Consider the following 4,116-nt stretch of genomic DNA (forward strand, 5'->3'; position numbering starts at 1 on the left):
CGGGCCCGGGGGCGCGGGGGGGGGGCTGGGGCCCCCCCCCCCACCTGTCTGTGCGGCGACCGCTAGGCGGAGCGCTCCGGCCGGCCGGCCGGGATCACGTCCGCTCCGCCGGTCGCCTGGTCGGCCTCCGTCACCGCACCGATGTCGTCGCCGTGCACCGGTGCGCCCGGCAGGTCGACGTGCGGGGAGTCGGGTGGGGGCGCTGTGACGCTGCCCTCGAGCAGGTCGGGGCGGTCGGCGACGGTCGTGATGCCGCTCGAGACCTTGTAGCCCTTCTTGCGCATGGCGCGTGCCCGCTCGCCGGCGGACCGCAGGCGCGGGTTCACGTACTCGTCGATCCCGAAGTTGATGAGCGACAGGGCCATGCCGAGCAGCGCGATGCACAGGCCGGCGGGGACGTACCACCACCAGTAGTCGGGGAAGGCACCGTTCTGCTGGGCCCAGAAGAGGATCGTGCCCCAGTTGAGGTTCGTGATGGGGATGACCCCGATGAAGGCGAGCGTCGTCAGGCCGAGGACGGCGGCCGTCACCGTGCCGACGAAGCTCGACGCGATGATCGCGGTGAGGTTCGGCAGCATCTCGACGGCGATGATGCGGTGGATCGGCTCGCCGTTCGCCCGCGCCGCCTGGATGAAGTCCCGGTTCCGGAGCGACAGGGTCTGCGCCCGCAGGACGCGCGCGCCCCAGGCCCAGCCCGTGATCGCGAGCACCGTGGAGACGAGCAGGAGGCTCGGGTTCTCCTGCTGCGACGCGACGATGATCATGAGCGGCAGGCCCGGCAGGACGAGGAACACGTTGGTCAGAGCCGAGAGCGACTCGCTCCGCCAGCCCGCGATGTACCCCGCGGTGACTCCGATGATCACCGCGACGAGCGTCGCGATGATGCCGGAGACGAAGCCGACGACCAGCACGCCCCGCGTGCCGTAGATGATCTGGCTGAGGACGTCCTCGCCCATGTGCGTCGTGCCGAGCAGGTGCTGCGCGGACGGCGGCTGCTTGAGCGCGGTGAAGTCCTTCTCGAGCGGGCCGTAGGGCGCGAGGAGGTCGCCGAAGATCGCGACGAGCGTGAACACGCCGAGGATGATCAGGCCGGTGAGCGACTTGCCGTTGCGGAACATCGCGAACGAGGCCCCGGCACGGCGCGCGAGGCCGCGTCCGGAGGAGCCGCCCGGGGTGGCCGGCGGGGTCGCGGGCGCGGTGGGCTCGCTCGTCGCGGTCGTGGTGGTGGACGTCATGGCTCAGGCCTCCGTCTGACGCGTGCGCGGGTCGAGGGCGGCGTAGGCGACGTCCGCCAGGATGTTCGCGACGAGGACCGAGAGCGTGATGACGAGGAAGAGGCCCTGCATCAGCGGGTAGTCCTTCGCGTTGGTGGCGTCGAGCAGCAGCTTGCCCACCCCGGGGTAGGAGAAGACGAGCTCCATGACGAGCGTGCCGCCCACGATGAAGCCGAGCGACAGGGCGAAGCTCGAGAGCTGCGGGAGCACCGCGTTGCGCGACGCGTAGCGCGTGAGCACCTTGCGGGGCGGGAGGCCCTTGGCCTGGGCCACCGTCACGTAGTCCTCGTCGAGGACGGTGATCATCATGTTCCGCATCCCGAGCACCCAGCCGCCGAGCGACGCGACGACGATGGTCAGGGCGGGCAGCGTGCCGTGCTGGACCACGTCCCAGACGAACTCCCACGACCACTCGGGCGACGCGCCCTTGCTGTACGCGTGGGACGCCGGGAACCAGCCGAGCATGCTCGAGAAGACCGCGATGGCGATCAGACCCATCCAGAAGTACGGGACGGTCGAGAAGAACGTCGAGATGGGCACGATCGCGTCGGCCTTGCTCCCGCGGCGCCAGCCGATGATCGCGCCGAGGCCGCTGCCGAGGAAGAAGCTGAGGATCGTCGCGATGCCGACGAGCCCGAGCGTCCACGGCAGGGCGGCGGCGATCACGTCGCCCACGGGGGCGAGCCCCTTGGAGAACGAGCGACCGAGGTCGCCGCTGAGCATGAGGCCCCAGTAGTCGACGTACTGCTGGAAGAGCGACCGGCCGTCGTCGAGCCCGAAGAGGGTGCGCAGCGACTCGGCCGCCTCGGGGCTGATCTTCCCCTGGTTCTTCGCGAGGTACGCGGAGACCGGGTCACCCTTCATCATGCGGGGCAGGAAGAAGTTGATCGTGATCGCCGCCCAGGCGGTGAACAGGTAGAAGGCGGTGCGTCGGGCGAAGAATCGCAACGGGATCAGCTCCTCGACGATGCGGGGCCGGTGCCGGAGAAGTGGACCTCCGGGTTGGGCGAGGCATCGCGTAGCGCGCGGGTGTAGGGGTGCTGGGGCTCGAGGATCACGTCGTCGGCCGGTCCGTGCTCCACGACCTTGCCGTGGTGCAGGACCATGATCTCGTCGCTGAAGTGGCGCGCGGTCGCCAGGTCGTGCGTGATGTAGAGGACCCCGAGGTTCGCCTCGCGCTGGAGCTCGGCGAGAAGGTTGAGGACGCCGAGGCGGATCGACACGTCGAGCATCGAGACCGGCTCGTCCGCGATGAGCAGCGACGGGCGCGACGCGAGGGCGCGCGCGATCGCGACGCGCTGGCGCTGACCGCCGGACAGCTCGTGCGGGCGCCGGTCCACGACCCCGCCGTCCAGGTGGACGCGGTCGAGGAGGCGGTGCACCTCGGCGTCGACCTCGTCCTTCGGGACCACGTGGTCGAGGCGCAGCGGGCGCTCGAGGTGGTGGCGGATCGTGTGGTACGGGTTGAGCGACGCGAACGGGTCCTGGAAGACCATGCGGATCTGCTGCCGGTAGCGGCGCAGCGCCCGTCCCCGGCGGGGGATCGGGGCGCCGTCGAGCAGGATCTCGCCGGACGTGGCGCGCTCGAGCTGCGTGAGGATCTTCGCGATCGTCGACTTGCCGCTGCCGCTCTGCCCGACGAGCGCGATGGTGCGCCCCGAGGTGAGCGTGAAGCTGACGTCGTCGAGCGCGAGCAGGTCGCCGGAGCCCCGGACCTTGTACCTCTTGCTGACGTGCGAGAACTGGAGGGTGGTCATCAGGCCTGTCCTCCTGCGCTGGTCGTGGCCGTGCTCGCAGCCGTGGCCGCGGGCTCCGGCCGGCCGCGCACGAACCCGCCCCGCTCCCCGGTGAGGCTCGGGAACGAGCCGAGGAGCTTGCGGGTGTACTCGTGCTGGGCGTGGTGGTAGATGTTCGCCGCGGTGTCGAGCTCGACGATCCGGCCCTGTCGCATGACCGCGATCCGGTCGGAGATCTCGAGGAGCAGCGGGAGGTCGTGGGTGATGAAGATGACCGAGAAGCCGAACTGCTTCCGCAGGTCGGAGATCTGCTGGAGGATCTCGCGCTGCACGAGGACGTCGAGCGCCGTCGTCGGCTCGTCCATGATCATGAGCTGGGGCTTGAGCGCCAGGGCCATCGCGATCATGACGCGCTGGCGCATGCCGCCGGAGAGCTCGTGCGGGTAGGAGCGCAGCCGGTCGCGTCCGACGCCGACGAGGTCGAGGAGCTGGGCGCTCTCCTCGGTCCGCTCGGCCTTGCTCATCCGGCGGCGGTGCGTCTCGAACACGTCGCCGAGCTGCTTGCCGATGTTGGCGACCGGGTTGAGCGCGTTCATCGCCCCCTGGAACACCATCGACGCCTTGTCCCAGCGGAACCGGCGCATCGCGTCGTCGTCCAGCGCGTTGAGGTCGACGTCCTCGCCCGACTCGTCGTGGAAGATCGCCGTGCCCGAGGGGATCACGGCCGGCGGCTTGAGCAGCCGCTGGATGCCGTACGCGAGCGACGTCTTGCCGCAGCCGGACTCGCCGGCGAGGCCGAGGATCTCCCCGCGGTGCAGCGTGAGGGAGACGTCGCTGACGGCCTCGACGGGCGGGTCGACGTCGTAGACCACGCTGAAGTGCGAGACGGTCAGCAGGGGTTCCGTGTTCACTCGTCCTACCTGTTTCTGTGCTGGGGTCGGGCCGGTTGGTGTGGTGGGGGTGTGGGGGTGTGGGGGGGTGGGGGTGTGGGTGTGCGTGTGTGTTTGGCGGTGTTTGTGGTGGGGTTGGCGGTGTTCGCCGCCACCGCCGAGCACCAGGAGCTTCTGGTGCGGCGTGAGGCGCACGCGGTGCGAGCCGACCGACTC

Annotated in this window: 4 protein-coding genes; all 4 read right to left on the minus strand. The window is 70.3% G+C overall.

The genetic code is table 11. The annotated features are described in order from the left end of the window. Window positions 1-62: 62 nt before the first annotated feature. Genes ACFWH7_RS01965 through ACFWH7_RS01980 form a run of 4 tightly spaced genes read right to left on the minus strand, consistent with a single transcriptional unit; the run spans window position 63 to window position 3,921 of the window. Window positions 63-1,235, minus strand: a complete 1,173-nt coding sequence (locus ACFWH7_RS01965) for an ABC transporter permease (protein WP_378214757.1) — start codon at window positions 1,233-1,235, stop codon at window positions 63-65. Window positions 1,236-1,238: 3 nt separating this feature from the next. Continuing rightward, window positions 1,239-2,222, minus strand: a complete 984-nt coding sequence (locus ACFWH7_RS01970; RefSeq protein ID WP_378214758.1) for an ABC transporter permease — start codon at window positions 2,220-2,222, stop codon at window positions 1,239-1,241. A gap of 5 nt (window positions 2,223-2,227) precedes the next feature. Further along, window positions 2,228-3,031, minus strand: a complete 804-nt coding sequence (locus ACFWH7_RS01975) for an ABC transporter ATP-binding protein (protein ID WP_378214759.1) — start codon at window positions 3,029-3,031, stop codon at window positions 2,228-2,230. Continuing rightward, window positions 3,031-3,921, minus strand: a complete 891-nt coding sequence (locus ACFWH7_RS01980) for an ABC transporter ATP-binding protein (protein WP_378214760.1) — start codon at window positions 3,919-3,921, stop codon at window positions 3,031-3,033. The genes ACFWH7_RS01975 and ACFWH7_RS01980 overlap by 1 nt, the downstream gene beginning before the upstream one ends. Window positions 3,922-4,116: the final 195 nt, after the last annotated feature.

Origin of the sequence: Cellulosimicrobium cellulans, assembly GCF_042723955.1 — a bacterium.
Classification (GTDB): domain Bacteria; phylum Actinomycetota; class Actinomycetes; order Actinomycetales; family Cellulomonadaceae; genus Cellulosimicrobium; species Cellulosimicrobium cellulans_H.

Bases quoted from the DNA above. Each gene is read 5' to 3' on its own strand.
- ACFWH7_RS01965 (WP_378214757.1), bottom strand. From the start codon at position 1,235: ATGACGTCCACCACCACGACCGCGACGAGCGAGCCCACCGCGCCCGCG.
- ACFWH7_RS01975 (WP_378214759.1), bottom strand. From the start codon at position 3,031: ATGACCACCCTCCAGTTCTCGCACGTCAGCAAGAGGTACAAGGTCCGG.